Below are 15,849 nucleotides of genomic sequence, written 5' to 3'. Positions count from 1 at the left end.
GAACGGCACCCGCCGATGAGTGACAATGGAACGCGAGGCTTCCCGCAGATCGAGAGGGCGGAGGACGAGGAACGCATGATGACCCCGGTGTCGCCGTCCCTGCGGTTCGAGAAGGCCCTCTATCGAGAGGGCGTGACCTCCATCGTCGCCGTCGACGAGGTCGGCCGCGGAGCGCTCGCAGGCCCCGTCGCGGTCGGGATGGTCGTCATCGACACGGCCGTGAAGCGCATCCCGCCGGGGCTGCGCGACTCCAAGCTCCTGCCCGAGCCTGTCCGGGAATCGCTCGACCCGCTGTGCCGCAAGTGGGCCATGCACCATGCGGTCGGTCTGGCGACGGCCGCCGAGGTCGACTCGCTCGGGATCATGCGCTGCCTCGGGCTGGCGGGCGCGCGCGCCCTCGCCCAGCTGGAGGAGCAGGGCGCCGTCGTGCACGACAGCACGCTCATCCTCGACGGCAACTACGACTATCTGAATCCGGCGCTGATGAGGCCGGCGAAGGTCGTCACGCGTATCAAGGCCGACCGGGACTGCGCTTCCGTCGCCGCGGCGTCCGTCATCGCCAAGGTGCATCGTGACCGCATGATGATCGCACACGACACCGAGTATCCGGGCTACGGCTGGGCGAGCAACAAGGGGTACTCGACCCCGGAGCACTTCGCCGCCATCGCAGAGCTGGGCCCGAGTGCGCTGCACCGGATGACGTGGCTGAAGCAGCCGGCGCTGATCGACATCCCCGAGTGATCCGGCCCGGTTGATCCGTCGGTTCGTCCACAGCGTGACCGCGACCGACGCGCGAGTCGTCCGAGCGGCATAGACTTGACGGACGATGGATGAAGACGAGTTCGACGACTACGACCGCGAGGTCGAGTTGGCTTTGTATCGCGAGTACCGGGACGTCGTCTCGCAGTTCAAGTATGTGATCGAGACGGAACGACGTTTCTATCTGGCGAACGAGGTGGAGTTCGTGCGCCGCGATACGGAGCACGACTTCTACTTCGAGCTGACCATGAACGACGTCTGGGTATGGGACGTGTACCGGGCCGACCGCTTCGTGAAGTCCGTGCGCGTCCTGACCTTCAAGGACGTCAACATCGAGGAGCTCTCCTCCAAGGAGTTCGAGCTGCCCAAGGAGCTCGCGCTCGACGAGTGATCGCCGTGCTCTCGTGAGCGACTGAGCGTTCACGCTCCACCTGTTCACAGCCCCTGCTCCTCGCGGTCTTTCCACAGATCTGTCCTTCCCGCTCCGCCGACCGGCCCACCAGCCGAGGCTGGATGCGGAGGTTGACATGGCTGAGAAAGACGAATTGGGCCGTCGCGGCGAGCAGGTCGCTGCCGAGTGGCTGCAGGAGAACGGGTACACCCTCGTCGACCGCAACTGGCGGTGCCCGTCGGGGGAGCTCGACCTGGTACTGCGGCGCGGCACCACGATGGTGTTCGCGGAGGTGAAAACGCGGTCGTCGCTGACCTTCGGGCATCCGTTCGAGGCGATCACGTCGCGTAAGGCGGCCCGCCTGCGGCGACTGGCGGCCGCGTGGTGTCGCGAACGGGAGCCCGGGGCTGTCGCGGTCCGCATCGATGCGGTCGCCGTGACCGATGCGTGGAGCGACCGGCCAGTCGTCGAGCACCTGACCGGGATCGCCTGATGGCGCTCGCACGCACGTTCGCCATCGCTCTCGACGGGTTGCGCGGCAACGTGGTCGAAGTGGAGGCCGACATCTCGGCGGGACTGCCGGCATTCGTCCTCATCGGGCTGCCCGACACGGCGCTGGGCGAGTCGCGGAAGCGGGTCGGAGCGGCCGCGGTGAATGCCGGTTGCTCCCTGTCGCAGAAGAAGCTGACGGTCAATCTGTCGCCGGCCGCGCTCCCGAAGCAGGGGTCCGGCTTCGATCTCGCCATCGCGATCGCCTCGCTGTCTGCGGCGGGCGTCGTGCCGCCGGTGTCGGCGGGGCGAGCGGTCCACCTCGGTGAACTGGGACTGGACGGGCGGCTGCGTCCGGTGGCGGGCGTGCTTCCGGCCGTCCTCGCAGCACGCGAAGCAGGGTTCGAGCGGGTCCTCGTTCCCGCGGGCAACCTCGACGAGGCATGTCTCGTCGAGGGCATCGAGGTTGTGGGGGTGACGGGATTGCGCGCCGCGGCGATCGTGCACGGCGCCGAGCTCGACCCGGTGGATGAGGAACCGGTTCTCCCGGCGGTGTCGGAACAACGAGCAGCACCGGAGCCGGACATGGCCGAGGTGTCCGGCAACGGCGAAGCCGTCGAGGCGCTGGTCGCCGCAGCGGCGGGCGGTCATCATCTGGCGATGGTCGGTCCTCCAGGGGCGGGCAAGACGATGCTCGCCCGGCGCCTTCCGTCCCTGTTGCCGGACCTGGCCGGTGCCGACGCCTTGGAAGCGACGTGCATCCGTTCGCTCACCGGTTTGGGTGTCGGCGCAGAACTGGTGCGGCGACCGCCGTTCGAAGCGCCTCACCACACGGCATCGGCCGTCTCGCTGGTCGGCGGGGGCAGCGGGCGGATCACCCCCGGCGCGATCGTCCGGGCTACGCACGGGGTGCTGTTTCTCGACGAAGCGGCCGAGTTCCCGCCGTCCGTGCTCGATGCGCTCCGGCAACCGTTGGAGAACGGCAGCATCACCATCCATCGTGCAAGTGGTGCCGCGTCGTTTCCGGCGCGGTTCCAGTTGGTGCTCGCGTCGAACCCCTGTCCGTGCGGCCACTACGGTTCGGCGGATGCGGAGTGCACATGCTCGCCGATGGCCCGAAGACGCTACCTCGCCCGGATGTCCGGGCCGCTGATGGATCGCGTCGACATCCGTCTCACCGTACGGCGATTGGGCCTGGCCGCCCTCCATGCGGCCTCGGACGTCCACGCGCCGGGCCTGACCAGCAGCGAACTCCGAGCTCGCGTCGAGTCGGCCAGGGCCAGCGCGCTCGAACGACTCCGCGGGACGGGCTGGGTGCGCAACGCTGACGTGGCCGGCAGCTGGCTGCGATCCGGCGACCGCCGGCTCGGGGCGTCGGCGATCGCGCCACTCGACCGGGCGTTGGAGCGCGGCGGCATCACGATGCGCGGCTACGACCGGACCTTGCGCCTCGCGTGGACCCTCGCCGACCTCGACGGCGCGGGGTCACCAGATGTGGACCACGTCGGCCGTGCGCTGTTCCTGCGGCGCGGGATCAGAGCATGAGCGCCGCGTGCGGCGCATGCGCGGTCTCCCGGCTTGCGACGGCTGGGCGAAGCGGGAGCGGGGCGCTGCCGGATGATACGGACGCGACGAACGGGCCGGCGTTCGACGGGGCGAAGGCATCGGACGAGAGAAGGGCGGAGGCGCCGGGAGCGGTGGATGACCCGCCGGTCGGGGGCGCACGCACCGGCGTGCCGTCGCCACCTTGCGGGGGACGTCGCTCCGGATCCGTATTCGCGGGCCTGTCCGATGGCGACGTGGCGCGCCTGGTTGCAGCGGTGTCCAGTTCGCCCGACAGGGGAGCGGAGTCGTCCGAGCTGAGCGCCGAGCGGTTCGCCAGAGCCGCGTTGACGACGGCGATCGAACCAGGAGACCTGGAGGCGGGGCGCCTGGTGGGTGCGCTGGGCGCGGTGGGCCTGCTCCGAGCGATCGTGGAGGGGCACGATGCGGAGCACGTGCTGCACGTATCGCGTCACGCCGACGTGGTGCCGCTCCCTCTTACGGAGGACTTGGCGCTCTCTCTGGAGGGTGCAGGCGAGCAGTTCGGGCACCGGTTCGACACCGACGGCAGCGGGGGAGCGGCCGGCAATTTCCTGTCGGCGTTCGAGAGCCTCTCGCCGGAGCGGCCGCAGGTCGATGCGCGGGCGGTTCGTCGGATCGCCGAATGCCTCGCACGGTGGCGGGTGCGGCTCTCCCTGGAGGAGTCGTGCCGAGCCCTCGAGCGGGCAGCGCGGCTGGGTGCGGTTCTGCTGACACCCGACACGGAAGTCTGGCCGGAGGGTTTCGCGGCGCTTGAGGACGGCGAGCCGCTCGCACTGTGGATCCGCGGCGATCCCGAGCGGTTGGCGCGGCTGGACCGTTCCGTCGCTCTCGTCGGCGCACGCGCGTCGACCGACTACGGAGAGCACGTGGCAATGGAGGCGGTGGCCGGACTGGTCGGGCGGGGGTTCGCCGTCGTGTCCGGCGGTGCATACGGGATCGACGCGGCAGCACATCGCGCCACGCTGGCGAGCGGCGGGCTGACCGTGGCGTTCCTCGCCGGAGGAGTCGACCGTCTGTATCCGGCGGGCAACAGCGATCTGCTCCGTCGTGTCTCCCGGGAGGGTGTGCTCGCGGCCGAACTCCCTCCGGGCAACGCGCCGACCCGGTGGCGGTTCCTGATGCGCAATCGGTTGATCGCCGCAGCGGCGAGCGCGACCGTGGTGGTCGAGGCGGGGCGACGGTCCGGATCCCTCAACACCGCAGGTCACGCCGCCCAGCTCGGGCGACCGCTGGGCGCTGTGCCGGGAAGCATCCTCTCGCCCGCGTCGGCCGGGTGCCACCGTCTCATCCGGGAATACGCGGCCATCTGCGTCACGTCTGCCGACGAGATGGCGGAGCTCGCAGATCCCCTGGGAACCGGCCCGACGGGCGAGCCGGGCGCGGCGGCCGTCGACACCGTCGAGGTGCCGCCGGAGGGTGGAGATGCGGAGGGCGCCGTCGTGTCGGCTCTGACATCGGCACGCGGCGCCAGTGCGGACGAGATCGCGGCGCGGTCGTCGCTACCCTTCACGACGGTCGCCGCGATCCTCGGCCGGCTCGACCTCGCCGGCCGAGCCCGCGAAAGCGGCGGAGGCTGGTCGCTCAGCGAACGGAGGCACGCGTGACAGCCAATCCGTGGGCGAGAGGCAAAGTGGCTCCGCTCCGTCGCGTCTCGCAGAACGCGCGTCGCTGCCCACCCCGGAGACGGTCCGGGGTCAAGCTGGGGAGGTGAGTCTGGATGCGGCCATCGAGCAGTACGAACGGCACCTGCGGGTGGAGCGCGGGTACTCGCCGCAGACGATCCGCGCCTACCGGTCGGACCTGGGGGCGCTCGCCGCCTTTGCGGCGGAACGGGGCGTCGCGACCGCGGACGCACTGACTCTCGACCTCTACCGTGACTGGCTCTGGGAGGGCTCCAAGCGGGGCCTCGCGAAGTCGACGCTCGCGCGGCGGGCGGCGTCGGTCCGCGGCTTCAGCGCATGGGTCACGCGCCAAGTCGAGACGCCCGGAAAGGCCGGCTCGACCGCTGGGGCGCTCGGCGGACGCGTTGCAACCGATAGTTCTGCCGGGGCAGGCGACGGGATCGGGGGTGCGTCCGCGGCAAGCAGCGAGCCCGCGGGGACGGCTCGGGATCACGCGGTCGTGGCCCCGGCAGCGTCGGCTCCAGGTCGCGCGGCCCTGGATCCGGAAGCGGCTGGGACCGCCGCCGAACATGCGGTCGTGGACCCGGCCGCGCGGTTGCGGTCCCCGAAAGCGGACAAGACGCTTCCGAGAGTCATCACGCGGGAGCAGATGGACGAGATCCTCGCGGCGCTCGCCGCACGGGCAGAGGACGGCGACCCCGGATCGCTGCGTGATGTGGCGGTGATCGAGTTGCTCTACGCGGCCGGGATCCGCGTGTCCGAGTTGACCGGGCTCGACGTCGACGATGTGGACCTCGACCGACTGACCGTCCGTGTGATCGGCAAAGGGTCGAAGGAACGCGTCGTGCCCTTCGGGGTGCCGGCATTGCGGGCCATCCGTGCGTGGCTGTCGGGCGGGCGTCCGCGGCTCGCCGTTGCCGGGTCAGGGCCCGCGCTGTTCCTCGGTGCGCGCGGGGCGCGGCTCGGGAGCCGCGCCGTCTACGAGCTGGTCGCCGGTCTTCTCGCCGACGTGCCGGGGCGAGGGCCGTCCGGGCCCCACGCCCTCCGCCACACGGCCGCCACGCACCTGCTCGACGGCGGGGCAGACCTCCGAGCGGTGCAGGAGCTGCTCGGCCACGCCAGCCTAGGCACGACCCAGATCTACACCCACGTCTCGACCGAACGGCTCAAAGAGGCGTACCGGATCGCCCACCCGCGCGCCTGAACCGGGCCGCCCCGCCCGGGCGCCCCAACCGGGCCGCTCCGCCGACCCGGGCGCTCGAACCGGACCGCTCCGCCCACCCGCGCGCCTGCACCGGGCCGCCCCGCCGACCCGGGCGCTCGAACCGGACCGCTCCGCCGACCCGGGCGCTCGAACCGGACCGCTCCGCCCACCCGCGCGCCTGAACCGGGCCGCTCCGCCCACCCGGGCGCCCGATCTGGGCCGCTCCGGCGCGCCCGAGCTCCCGCCAGCCCGGGCTGGCGGGCCTGCCTCATCATCCTCGACCCGGCCGGCCGGGTCGCATCCGCTGCTGCCAGGCGGAGCTCACCCGCCCCCGAGCGGCAAGAGGATGGCGGGCGGCACCCGCCCGAAGTACAGCATCGGCGACACGTACTCTCCGTTCACGCGGACACCCACGTGGACGCACGCCGTGCCGCAGTGCCCGCCCGACGCGACGACTCCGATGACCGCGCCTCGGGCGACCCGCGAACCCACCGGGAGGTCCGACGACGCCGGCTCGAAGCTCGACAGGACCCCGCCGCCGTGGTCGAGAGTCAGCACCGGGCGATCAACGACCATCCCGGCGAAGCGTACGGTCGCGCCATCCGGCGCGATCAGGGGAGCGCCCGCCGTCGCCGTCAGGTCGATGCCGCGATGACCCGCGGCGTACCGCGTCGGAGGTGCCGCATACGGCGCTGAAACCGCGGGGTCGGCGACGGGCCACATCCACTGCGCCCCGTGATCGGACGCCGCCGGCCGCTGTGCGGAGCCCGCCCGGTCGGCCAGGAGGTCCGTCGGCGGACTGACGGAATCACCCATCGCAGTCGCACCGGCGGCCCCGGCCGGAAGGAACAGCACGCACAGGATGAGCGCAGAGAGCACGACACACCAACGCGGCGGGGCCGCCCGCGATCGCCTTCGGCGCCAGCGCGCACCACGGTTGAGCCGCATGCCACGAGTCTCGTCGTGCAATCGCATCCGTCCGCCTTCCGTCGAGCCGTCCTTCCACCCTCCCTGGCGCGGCCACCGGTCGCTCGGGCGCATCCCGAACAAGTGGACAAGTCCGCACGGGACCCGTCTGTGGACACGCCAGTGGCCGACGGTTCTCCCCGGCCCGTTCGCGGCGTACCGTGATATTCGCCCTCGCCGCCCCCCGACCGGGAGCCGCGAACAGTGGGCCGCACAACCGAAAAAGGGATGACATGACTGAAGAGAGCAGGAACGCAGCCGCCACGAGCGACGAGAACGCACCACGGCCCACGGCGGCGATGCGGCGGAGAGTCACCGGACTGGCGATCGCAGCGGCGGTCGGCGGGTTCCTGTTCGGTTTCGACTCGTCGGTCATCAACGGCGCGGTCGACTCGATCCAGAAGAGCTTCGCGCTGAACGCCTTCGTCACCGGGTTCATCGTCGCCATCGCCCTGCTGGGCTGCGCCGTCGGCGCCTTCATCGCCGGTCGCCTCGCTGACCGCTGGGGGCGCCTCAAGGTGATGCTCCTCGGCGCGGTGCTGTTCCTTGCCAGCTCCATCGGAGCCGGCCTCGCGTTCTCCGCCTGGGACCTCGGGTTCTGGCGCGTCATCGGCGGTCTCGGCATCGGCATCGCTTCCGTCGTCGCGCCCGCCTACATCGCCGAGATCTCGCCGCGGCAGTCCCGCGGCCGACTGGCCTCCCTGCAGCAGCTGGCCATCACGATCGGTATCTTCGTCGCCCTGCTCTCGGACGCCCTCCTCGCCGGCGTGGCCGGGTCCGCATCCCAGCAGCTCTGGTTCGGGCTCGAGGCGTGGCGGTGGATGTTCCTGGTCGGCGTGATCCCGTCGGTCGTCTACGGCATCCTCGCCCTGACACTGCCCGAGTCGCCCCGCTTCCTGCTCGCCAACGGGCGCCACGACGAGGCACGGGAGATCTTCACCACGCTCGTCCCCGAAGAGGACATCGACCGCCAGATCGGCGACATCGAGCGCGCCATCCAGGAGGACAAGGAGGGCGCGAAGGCCACCCTGGCCGGCAATCGGCTGGGCCTCAAGCCGATCGTCTGGATCGGCATCATCCTCTCCGTCTTCCAGCAGTTCGTCGGCATCAACGTGATCTTCTACTACTCGACCACGCTGTGGAAGGCGGTCGGATTCACCGAGAGCAACTCGCTGCTCATCACCGTGATCACCTCGGTCACGAACGTCGTCGTGACGATCGTCGCCATCGTGCTCGTCGACCGCGTCGGCCGCCGCCCCATCCTGCTGACCGGCTCGGTCGGCATGGCCCTGTCGCTCGGCGTCATGGCGCTTTCCTTCGCCTTCGCGGTCAAGGTCGACGGCGCGGTGTCGCTGCCGAACCCGTGGGGCCCGATCGCCCTGATCGCCGCGAACATCTTCGTCATCTGCTTCGGCGCGTCGTGGGGACCGCTGGTCTGGGTGCTCCTCGGCGAGATCTTCCCGACCAAGATCCGCGGAAAGGCGCTCGGCGTCGCGGCGGCCGCGCAGTGGATCGCCAACTTCCTGGTGACCGTCTCCTTCCCGCCCATGGCCGACTTCTCGCTGCCGTTCACGTACGGCATGTACGCGATCTTCGCCGCCCTCTCGTTCTTCTTCGTCTTCTTCAAGATCCCGGAGACGAACGGGATGGCGCTGGAGCACGCCGAGACCCTCTTCCGCGAGGCGGGCGGCAAGCGCCGGGGCGTCCAGGTGCGCTCCAGCGGAGACTCCGCCTGACCCCCGCTTCCTGATAGGATGTCTGAAGCACTCCGCTCGTCGGAGTGACTACGCGTGCCCGTAGATCCTCGCAAGAGGCGCCTTTCACCGGGCGGGGCGCGCATCCACCGGTCTCCCACTCCACTCGACGGCCTCGCCGTGCGGGCGGTGGGATGCGGATGCGCGCGGGGCACCAGGAGTGGCGGCCGCCGGCCGTCGCAGACAACCGCAACCAAAGGAGAAACGGCAATGGCCGTCGTCACCATGCGCCAGCTGCTCGACAGCGGCGTCCACTTCGGACACCAGACCCGTCGGTGGAACCCGAAGATGAAGCGCTTCATCCTCACCGAGCGCTCGGGCAGCTACATCATCGACCTGCAGCAGTCGCTCGCGTACATCGACAAGACGTACGACTTCGTCCGCGAGACCGTCGCCCACGGCGGCACCATCCTCTTCGTCGGCACGAAGAAGCAGGCCCAGCAGGCGATCGCCGAGCAGGCGACCCGCGTGGGCCAGCCCTACGTGAACCAGCGCTGGCTGGGTGGTCTGCTGACCAACTTCTCGACCGTGTCCAAGCGCCTCGCCCGCATGAAGGAGCTCGAGGAGCTCGACTTCGAGGGCACCACCAGCGGCTTCACCAAGAAGGAGCTGCTGATCAAGAAGCGCGAGCTGGACAAGCTCCACAAGTCGCTCGGCGGCATCCGCAACCTCAGCAAGACGCCGAGCGCGCTCTGGGTTGTCGACACCAAGAAGGAGCACCTCGCGATCGACGAGGCCAAGAAGCTGGGCATCCCGGTCATCGGCATCCTCGACACGAACTGCGACCCGGACGAGGTCCAGTACCCGATCCCGGGCAACGACGACGCGATCCGCTCCGTCACCCTGCTGACTCGCATCGTGGCCGACGCTGCGGCCGAGGGCCTCATCCAGCGTCACCAGAAGCCCGAAGAGGGCGCCGAGCCGGCCGAGCCGCTCGCCGAGTGGGAGCAGGAGCTCCTGCAGCAGTCGTCCGACGAGGTGCAGTCGAGCGCCGAGACCACCAAGGCCGCTGACGCGGACCTGGCGGCCGCGAAGGCCGACTCCGCCGAGGTCGTCGCCGAGGGCGAGGCGGACGCTGTCGAGGCTGACGCCGTCGTGGCCGCCGAGGCCGACGCCGCCGAGGCCGAGTCGACCGTCGAGACCGACGCACCTGCGGACGCCGAGTCCAAGTAACCCGCGTCAACCAGAAGTCTTCGAGAAAAAGAAAGTTCCAGTCAGAACATGGCAAACATCAGCATCGCCGACATCAAGGCTCTCCGTGAGCAGCTCGGCACCGGCATGGTCGACACCAAGAAGGCCCTCGAGGAGGCCGGTGGCGACATCGAGAAGGCCACCGAGATCCTGCGCCTGAAGGGTGCGAAGGGCAACGCGAAGCGTGCCGACCGCTCCACCAGCGAGGGCCTCGTCGCCGCCAAGGAGAACGGCAACGGCACCGCCACCATGATCGAGCTCGCGTGCGAGACCGACTTCGTGGCGAAGGGCGACAAGTTCATCGCCCTGTCCGAGAAGGTTCTCGACGCGGCTGCGGCCGCCGGCGCCACCACCGTCGAGGAGGCCCTCGCGGCCCCCGCCGGCAGCCAGACCGTCGCCGAGCTCATCGGTGACGAGGCCGCCATCCTCGGCGAGAAGGTGGAACTCCGCCGCATCGCCGTCGTGAACGGCGATAACTTCGCGATCTACCTGCACAAGACCTCCAAGGACCTGCCGCCGCAGGTCGGTGTCGTCCTCGGTTACACCGGTGACGACGCGGAGACCGCTCGCAGCATCGCGCAGCACATCTCGTTCGCGAACCCGACCTACCTCAACCGCGAGGACGTCCCGGCCGACGAGGTCGAGAACGAGCGTCGCATCGTCGAGGAGATCTCGCGCAACGAGGGCAAGCCGGAGGCCGCGCTCCCGAAGATCATCGAGGGCCGCCTCGGCGCCTACTTCAAGCAGGTCGCCCTGCTCGAGCAGGAGTACGCCCGCGACAACAAGCTGACCATCGCCCAGGTGGTGAAGGATGCGGGCCTGACCATCACCGGTTTCGCCCGGTTCAAGGTCGGCGCGTAACAGATCATGAAGGAGTCCGGATCGTGAACACGATCCGGACTCCTTTTCTGTGCGCGGGAGGATGTCCCTCTCCCGCGAGCACCCACTAGCTTTAACCAGAACCACGCACGGAAGGACGCTATTCACGCATGTCGGCAGCCACCCAGAGACATCCTTCACAGCGACGCAGGGTCCTTCTCAAACTCTCCGGCGAAGCGTTCGGCGGCGGACAGCTCGGCGTCAACCCGGACATCGTCAGCAGCATCGCGCGTGAGATCGCGCAGGCGGCACAGGATGTGGAGATCGCCATCGTCGTCGGCGGCGGCAACTTCTTCCGCGGGGCCGAGCTCTCGCAGCGCGGCATGGACCGCGGTCGCGCCGACTACATGGGCATGCTCGGCACGGTCATGAACTCGCTCGCGCTGCAGGACTTCCTGGAGCAGGCGGGTGCCGAGACCCGCGTCCAGTCGGCGATCTCGATGACCCAGGTCGCCGAGCCGTACATCCCGCGCCGAGCGGAGCGGCACCTCGAGAAGGGCCGGGTCGTCATCTTCGGCGCCGGCGCCGGGCTCCCGTACTTCTCGACCGACACGGTCGCCGCGCAGCGGGCACTCGAGATCAGCGCCGACGTCGTGCTGGTCGCCAAGAACGGCGTCGACGGCATGTACGACGACGACCCGCGCACCAACCCCGATGCGCGCAAGATCGACCAGATCAGCCACCAGGAGGCCCTGCAGCAGAACCTGAAGGCGGTCGACTCGACGGCCCTCAGCCTGTGCATGGACAACGGGATGCCGATGCGCATCTTCGGGATCGAGCCGGCCGGCAACGTCACGGCTGCTCTGCTCGGCGCCGAGATCGGCACTCTCCTCGGCTGAACGGCCAGCGCTGGTCTTCAATGCCGCCGCCGGTCCGGCACCGGCGGCGGCGTGACCGCGCAATAGACTAGACAGCGACCCACCGATCTGAAGGAGAAACCGTGATCGCGGATGTGATTTCCGATGCCCGTCAGCGCATGAGCAAGACCGTGGACGCGGCGAGGGAGGACTTCGGCACCGTGAGCGCGGGCCGGGCCAACCCGGCACTGTTCCAGAAGGTGCTGGTCGACTACTACGGTTCGCCGACGCCGCTCGCCCAGCTGGCCGGCCTCCAGAACCCCGAGGCCCGCGTCCTGCTGGTCACGCCTTACGACAAGTCGGCGCTGAAGGACATCGAGAAGGCCATCGTCAACATGCCCAACCTCTCGGCCAATGTCGGCAACGACGGCGAGATCGTCCGGGTCACCCTGCCCGAGCTCACCGAGGACCGTCGAAAGGAGTTCGTCAAGATCGTCCGCGGCAAGGGCGAGGACGCCAAGGTCGCGCTGCGCAACATCCGCCGTCGGTCGAAGGACGACCTGGATGCGCTGAAGGGCGAGGTCGGCGACGACGAGCTTGCCCGCGCCGAGAAGGAGCTCGAGGCGATCACGCGCACTCACGTCGACGCGGTCGACGACGCCCTGAAGCGCAAGGAAGCCGAACTCCTCGAGGTCTAGCCGATGACCGACGAGAGCAGCCCCGGGGCGCCGACGCAGGGGGCGCCGACGCCGGGAGCACCGCTGCCTCCTGGCGGGCCCGAACTGCACGGTCGCAAGGGCAAGGCACGCTCGCGGGAGGAGTTCCGCGCCCAGGTGCAGGCCACCCGCGCCGACTTCGAGCGTCAGGTGCAAGCGCGGAAAGCGCAGCTCGATGCCACGAACGAGCGGATCGCCGAGCGCACGGGCCGCAACCTGATCCTCGCGATCGTGATCGGCCTCGCCGTGGGCGCGCTGGTCCTGGTGAGCCTGATCTTCATCAAAGAGCTGTTCCTGGTGTTCGGGATGGCGATGGCCGGATTCGCCAGTTTCGAGCTGGCGCAGGCGTTCCGCGGGTCCGGACGCCGTGTGCCCCGCATCCCGACCGTGATCGCCGCGGTCGGCATCGTCCCGGCCACGTTCTTCCTGCACGCGGGCGGCATGCTCGTCGCGCTCACCGCCGGCATCCTGCTCGTCGTCGTCTGGCGTCTGGTCGAGGAGTTGTTCGTCCCCGCCTCCCGGCGCGGCCCCGGCGCCCTCGGCCGGGACCTGCTGTGGTCGGTCTTCGCCCAGCTGTACGTGACCCTGCTGGCCAGCTTCGTCATCCTGCTTCTCGCGGAGCCGGGCGGCGAGTGGTGGGTGCTCGCGTTCCTCATCCTCGTCGTCTCGGTCGACACCGGCGCCTACGTGAGCGGCCTGTCGTGGGGCAAGCACCCGATGGCGCCGACCATCAGCCCGAAGAAGACGTGGGAGGGGTTCGCCGGAGCGGCCGCCGCGGCGATCATCGCGGGCGTCCTGCTGTCGGTGTTCATGCTGGGCGAGGTCTGGTGGTTCGGCATCGTCTTCGGCGTCGTCCTGCTGCTGACCGCGACAGCGGGCGACCTCGCCGAGTCGCTCATCAAGCGCGATCTGGGCATCAAGGACATGAGCTCGTGGCTGCCCGGCCACGGCGGTTTCCTCGACCGGCTCGACTCGATCCTGCCGTCGGCGGCGGCCACCTACGTCCTGTTCCTCATCTTCCGATGACAGAATGGGGGAGTGAGCACCTTCCCCCGCAGCCCCAAGTCCAAGCCGGGCTATGACGTCGAACAGGTGGATGAGTTCCTCAAGCTGGCGCGCCGGGCGTACGACGCCGACGAGGACGCTCCCTCGCTGACGGCCGCCGACATCCGCCACGCGGCGTTCTCGATGGCCAAGGGCGGATACTCCACGACGCACGTGGATGCCGCGCTGGAGCGTCTGGAGGACGCGTTCGCGGCCCGGGAGCGCGAGGCCATCCGCAGCCGCCAGGGCGATGCCTCGTGGTTCGAGGAGGCGCGCACGACCGCGCAGGTCGTCCTGAACCGCCTCGACCGTCCGCTCGGGCACCGGTTCGACCGGGTCAGCTTCCTCACGCTCGGCTACAACCGCAACGACGTCGACCGGTTCGCCAACCGGCTGGTCCGCTATTTCCAGGACGGCCGGCCGATGAGCGTCGAGGAGGTCCGGACGGTCACGTTCCGCGAGCAGCGGGGCGGATACCGGGAGGTCCAGGTCGATCTGCTGCTCGACAGCGTCACCGATGTCATGCTGGCGGTTCGCTGAGTGCGGGCGTCGATTCTTGGTTCTGAGCCCGATGTCCGTTATCGTTCTGTGATCGTGGGTAGACGAGCAGCAGCAGCAGAGATCGTGCCGCTGACTCCGGCCAACCCGGTCGGCGTCGCGTTCAAGCGATCCCGGCGACCGCACATCCGGTCGCGAGCGACCCTTCTGGGCTTCGCGTTCACCGCCGCCGTGGGGTTCGCACTGGTCAATGTGGTCGATCCGTTCTCCGGCACGACCACGACGCCGGCCTATGCCGAGTCGCTTCAGGAGATCCCCACCACGCAGCGCTACGACGGCGCTCCCACCCAGAACCTGACCGCTCCGGATGCGGCCGGCCCGACCATCACGCGCGATGCGGTCACGGTCAAGGAGAAGCCGAAGCCCACTCCGACGCCGACACCCACCCCGAAGCCGTCCGCCAAGAAGTCGTCCGGGGGAGGTGCCGCCCCGAGCGCACCGATTCCGACCGCCGGCACCGCCCGGGACATCGGCTACCAGATGATGCAGGCGCGCGGGTGGGGCGATGACCAGTGGGGCTGCCTCGACACCCTGTGGAGCCACGAATCCGGCTGGCGCGTCAACGCGTCGAACCCGAGCGGCGCGTACGGCATCCCGCAGGCGCTCCCCGGCAGCAAGATGGGGCCAGGCTGGGAGACCGACGCGTCGGTGCAGATCAACTGGGGTCTCGGCTACATCGCCGGGCGCTACGGCACTCCCTGCGGCGCCTGGGGCGTGTGGCAGAGCCAGGGCTGGTACTGAGCCTCGGCTCGAGCTGAGCGTCGCGCTGACCCGCGGTCACCCGTGACCGGCACGCACGATCCGCGTGCCTAAACTGGTCGTATGCCGCGTTCGAACCGTCCCCGAGGCCGCCAGGGCGGTCGCAAGGACGACGAGCCGGACGGCCTGGAGCGGCTGCTCTCCGGCTGGCGGCGCACCGAGGTGCGGCGCGGTGTGGAGTGGAACGTCCAACCCGTCTCGGCCGCGCAGGCGCAGAAGAGCTATCGGTGCCCCGGCTGCGGACGTGACATCGCGCCAGGCATCGCGCACCTCGTCGCGTGGCGCGCCGACGGCGTTCTGGGGGATGCGGCCGACCTGGCCGCACGACGGCACTGGCACGAGTCCTGCTGGAGGATCGCATGACGACCGAGAACGTGAGCACGCAGAGCACCAGCGGCGAGCCCGTCGAGATCCGCGGCGGCGTCGAGCTTCCCGCCCACCGCGAGGACATCGAGCTGCACACCGCCGACGGCCTCACGCTGGTCGGTGAGTTGGCGAGCCCGCTCGACCGCGAGCCGGTCGCGACCCTGGTCACGCTCCACCCGCTCCCGACCGGCGGCGGGTTCATGGACTCGCACATCCTGCGCAAGGCGGCCGGCCGGCTTCCCGCGCTGGCGGACATCGCGGTGCTGCGATTCAACACCCGCGGCACCACCTCGCCGCGCGGACGCAGTCAGGGCTCCTTCGACCACGGTGTCGGCGAGCGGTTCGACGTGGAGGCGGCGATGGCGTTCGTCGCCGAGCGCGGCCTCCCGCATCCCTGGCTCCTCGGCTGGTCGTTCGGCACCGAGCTGGCTCTCATGTACGGGCGCGAGTTCCCGGTCGACGGCGTCATCCTGCTGTCTCCGCCCCTGCACCGGGCGAAGCCGGAGCACCTGGCCGCGTGGGCCGGGGACCACCGCCCGATCGTCGCGCTGATCCCGGAACTGGACGACTATCTGCGTCCGGCGGAGGCGGCCGAGCGGTTCCGCCCGCTGCCGCAGATCGAGCTGGTCGATGTGGAGGGCGGGAAGCACCTGTGGGTGGGGGAGAACCAGACCCGCCGGGTGCTCAGTGAGATCGTTCAGCGGATCAACCCCTCCGCTCTGCCGCTGCCGACCGAGTGGCCGCCGCCCGCGTCCTAGAGCGTGAAGGTC

General features: G+C 69.9%; 17 protein-coding genes. 16 read left to right on the top strand and 1 reads right to left on the bottom strand.

Going from position 1 to position 15,849, the window contains the following annotated elements; all coding sequences use genetic code 11:
• The first annotated feature begins 15 nt into the window (after nucleotides 1-15).
• The 6 genes from BLR91_RS09845 to BLR91_RS09820 all read left to right on the top strand — a co-directional run bounded on the left by BLR91_RS09845 (nucleotide 16) and on the right by BLR91_RS09820 (nucleotide 6,049).
• Nucleotides 16-741, top strand: coding sequence for a ribonuclease HII (locus BLR91_RS09845; protein WP_089875475.1), 726 nt, complete (start codon nucleotides 16-18; stop codon nucleotides 739-741).
• Between the two features lie 85 nt (nucleotides 742-826).
• Entirely contained in the window at nucleotides 827-1,150 is a 324-nt protein-coding gene (locus BLR91_RS09840) for a DUF2469 family protein (protein ID WP_018190696.1), read from the top strand.
• A 136-nt stretch (nucleotides 1,151-1,286) separates the two neighbouring features.
• Nucleotides 1,287-1,643 carry a YraN family protein gene (locus BLR91_RS09835; RefSeq protein WP_089875476.1) on the top strand — a complete coding sequence of 119 codons (357 nt, stop codon included), beginning with the start codon at nucleotides 1,287-1,289 and terminating at the stop codon, nucleotides 1,641-1,643.
• Entirely contained in the window at nucleotides 1,643-3,184 is a 1,542-nt protein-coding gene (locus BLR91_RS09830; protein ID WP_089875477.1) for a YifB family Mg chelatase-like AAA ATPase, read from the top strand. The genes BLR91_RS09835 and BLR91_RS09830 overlap by 1 nt, the downstream gene beginning before the upstream one ends.
• A gap of 254 nt (nucleotides 3,185-3,438) precedes the next feature.
• Nucleotides 3,439-4,827, top strand: coding sequence for a DNA-processing protein DprA (gene dprA / locus BLR91_RS09825; RefSeq protein ID WP_231918874.1), 1,389 nt, complete (start codon nucleotides 3,439-3,441; stop codon nucleotides 4,825-4,827).
• 103 nt (nucleotides 4,828-4,930) lie between these two features.
• Nucleotides 4,931-6,049, top strand: a complete 1,119-nt coding sequence (locus tag BLR91_RS09820) for a tyrosine recombinase XerC (RefSeq protein WP_089875478.1) — start codon at nucleotides 4,931-4,933, stop codon at nucleotides 6,047-6,049.
• A gap of 321 nt (nucleotides 6,050-6,370) precedes the next feature.
• Here BLR91_RS09820 and BLR91_RS09815 read toward each other — a convergent pair whose 3' ends face one another.
• Nucleotides 6,371-6,928, bottom strand: a complete 558-nt coding sequence (locus tag BLR91_RS09815) for a murein hydrolase activator EnvC family protein (RefSeq protein WP_089875479.1) — start codon at nucleotides 6,926-6,928, stop codon at nucleotides 6,371-6,373.
• A gap of 320 nt (nucleotides 6,929-7,248) precedes the next feature.
• Between BLR91_RS09815 and BLR91_RS09810 the strand changes: the two genes are divergently transcribed.
• From BLR91_RS09810 to BLR91_RS09765, 10 genes are all read left to right on the top strand, one after another.
• Nucleotides 7,249-8,751, top strand: coding sequence for a sugar porter family MFS transporter (locus tag BLR91_RS09810; protein ID WP_081626599.1), 1,503 nt, complete (start codon nucleotides 7,249-7,251; stop codon nucleotides 8,749-8,751).
• 228 nt (nucleotides 8,752-8,979) lie between these two features.
• The gene (rpsB, locus tag BLR91_RS09805) at nucleotides 8,980-9,942 is read left to right on the top strand and encodes a 30S ribosomal protein S2 (RefSeq protein WP_018190703.1); all 963 of its coding nucleotides are present in this window, start codon (nucleotides 8,980-8,982) and stop codon (nucleotides 9,940-9,942) included.
• 48 nt (nucleotides 9,943-9,990) lie between these two features.
• On the top strand, nucleotides 9,991-10,821 hold the full coding sequence (tsf, locus tag BLR91_RS09800; RefSeq protein ID WP_089875480.1) for a translation elongation factor Ts: 831 nt from the start codon (nucleotides 9,991-9,993) through the stop codon (nucleotides 10,819-10,821).
• 128 nt (nucleotides 10,822-10,949) lie between these two features.
• Nucleotides 10,950-11,678 carry a UMP kinase gene (gene pyrH / locus BLR91_RS09795; RefSeq protein WP_018190705.1) on the top strand — a complete coding sequence of 243 codons (729 nt, stop codon included), beginning with the start codon at nucleotides 10,950-10,952 and terminating at the stop codon, nucleotides 11,676-11,678.
• A 101-nt stretch (nucleotides 11,679-11,779) separates the two neighbouring features.
• Entirely contained in the window at nucleotides 11,780-12,334 is a 555-nt protein-coding gene (gene frr / locus BLR91_RS09790) for a ribosome recycling factor (RefSeq protein ID WP_018190706.1), read from the top strand.
• Nucleotides 12,335-12,337: 3 nt separating this feature from the next.
• On the top strand, nucleotides 12,338-13,378 hold the full coding sequence (locus tag BLR91_RS09785; RefSeq protein ID WP_018190707.1) for a phosphatidate cytidylyltransferase: 1,041 nt from the start codon (nucleotides 12,338-12,340) through the stop codon (nucleotides 13,376-13,378).
• A gap of 12 nt (nucleotides 13,379-13,390) precedes the next feature.
• Nucleotides 13,391-13,936, top strand: coding sequence for a DivIVA domain-containing protein (locus BLR91_RS09780; RefSeq protein ID WP_018190708.1), 546 nt, complete (start codon nucleotides 13,391-13,393; stop codon nucleotides 13,934-13,936).
• Between the two features lie 54 nt (nucleotides 13,937-13,990).
• On the top strand, nucleotides 13,991-14,695 hold the full coding sequence (locus BLR91_RS09775) for a lytic transglycosylase domain-containing protein (RefSeq protein ID WP_231371045.1): 705 nt from the start codon (nucleotides 13,991-13,993) through the stop codon (nucleotides 14,693-14,695).
• Nucleotides 14,696-14,776: 81 nt separating this feature from the next.
• Nucleotides 14,777-15,076 (top strand): hypothetical protein, encoded by a 300-nt coding sequence (locus BLR91_RS09770; protein WP_020074981.1) that lies wholly within the window; start codon nucleotides 14,777-14,779, stop codon nucleotides 15,074-15,076.
• The gene (locus BLR91_RS09765; protein WP_089875481.1) at nucleotides 15,073-15,837 is read left to right on the top strand and encodes an alpha/beta hydrolase; all 765 of its coding nucleotides are present in this window, start codon (nucleotides 15,073-15,075) and stop codon (nucleotides 15,835-15,837) included. Before BLR91_RS09770 ends, BLR91_RS09765 begins: the two co-directional genes overlap by 4 nt.
• Nucleotides 15,838-15,849: the final 12 nt, after the last annotated feature.

It is taken from the genome of Leifsonia sp. 466MF, from assembly GCF_900100265.1.
Lineage (GTDB): Bacteria > Actinomycetota > Actinomycetes > Actinomycetales > Microbacteriaceae > Leifsonia.
This window is presented reverse-complemented; position numbering and strand designations above follow the sequence as displayed.

Bases quoted from the DNA above. Each gene is read 5' to 3' on its own strand.
- pyrH (WP_018190705.1), top strand. From the start codon at position 10,950: ATGTCGGCAGCCACCCAGAGACATCCTTCACAGCGACGCAGGGTCCTT.
- rpsB (WP_018190703.1), top strand. From the start codon at position 8,980: ATGGCCGTCGTCACCATGCGCCAGCTGCTCGACAGCGGCGTCCACTTC.
- BLR91_RS09765 (WP_089875481.1), top strand. From the start codon at position 15,073: ATGACGACCGAGAACGTGAGCACGCAGAGCACCAGCGGCGAGCCCGTC.
- BLR91_RS09835 (WP_089875476.1), top strand. From the start codon at position 1,287: ATGGCTGAGAAAGACGAATTGGGCCGTCGCGGCGAGCAGGTCGCTGCC.
- tsf (WP_089875480.1), top strand. From the start codon at position 9,991: ATGGCAAACATCAGCATCGCCGACATCAAGGCTCTCCGTGAGCAGCTC.
- BLR91_RS09810 (WP_081626599.1), top strand. From the start codon at position 7,249: ATGACTGAAGAGAGCAGGAACGCAGCCGCCACGAGCGACGAGAACGCA.
- BLR91_RS09770 (WP_020074981.1), top strand. From the start codon at position 14,777: ATGCCGCGTTCGAACCGTCCCCGAGGCCGCCAGGGCGGTCGCAAGGAC.
- BLR91_RS09845 (WP_089875475.1), top strand. From the start codon at position 16: ATGAGTGACAATGGAACGCGAGGCTTCCCGCAGATCGAGAGGGCGGAG.
- BLR91_RS09840 (WP_018190696.1), top strand. From the start codon at position 827: ATGGATGAAGACGAGTTCGACGACTACGACCGCGAGGTCGAGTTGGCT.
- BLR91_RS09785 (WP_018190707.1), top strand. From the start codon at position 12,338: ATGACCGACGAGAGCAGCCCCGGGGCGCCGACGCAGGGGGCGCCGACG.
- BLR91_RS09830 (WP_089875477.1), top strand. From the start codon at position 1,643: ATGGCGCTCGCACGCACGTTCGCCATCGCTCTCGACGGGTTGCGCGGC.